The sequence below is a fragment of the Kitasatospora sp. NPDC058048 genome (assembly GCF_042885555.1).
GTDB lineage: Bacteria > Actinomycetota > Actinomycetes > Streptomycetales > Streptomycetaceae > Kitasatospora > Kitasatospora lactacystinica.
The window spans coordinates 26810-27172 of the sequence record NZ_JBHVRT010000056.1 but is presented as its reverse complement, the minus strand read 5'-3'; the positions used below and the strand labels follow the sequence as shown (position 1 = coordinate 27172).

1 protein-coding gene is annotated in these 363 nt (G+C 73.8%); it reads right to left on the bottom strand.

All coding sequences use genetic code 11. The annotated features are described in order from the left end of the window. Positions 1 to 363, bottom strand: a 363-nt coding sequence (locus ACFVVA_RS38140) for a tetratricopeptide repeat protein (protein ID WP_387695334.1), incomplete at both ends; no start/stop codon positions are given.

Genomic DNA, 363 nt, shown 5'->3' with positions numbered 1-363 from the left:
AGGGTGCGGCGGATGGCGACCGCTTCCCGGACGACGGCCAGGGCCTCCTCCCATCGGCCCACCCCGCCGAGGTCGACGGAGAGGTTGTTGAGGGAGCCAGCGAGGTCGGGCAGATAGGCGTCGGGGTTGGCCTGGGCGAGGGTGCGGCGGATGGCGACCGCTTCCCGGACGACGGCCAGGGCCTCCTCCCATCGGCCCACCCCGCCGAGGTCGACGGAGAGGTTGTTGAGGGACATGGCCAGGTCGGGCAGGTGGGCGTCGGGGTTGGCTTGGGCGAGGGTGCGCTGGATGGCGACCGCTTCCCGGACGACGGCCAGGGCCTCCTCCCGTCGGCCCACCCCGCCGAGCCGGACGGAGAGGTTG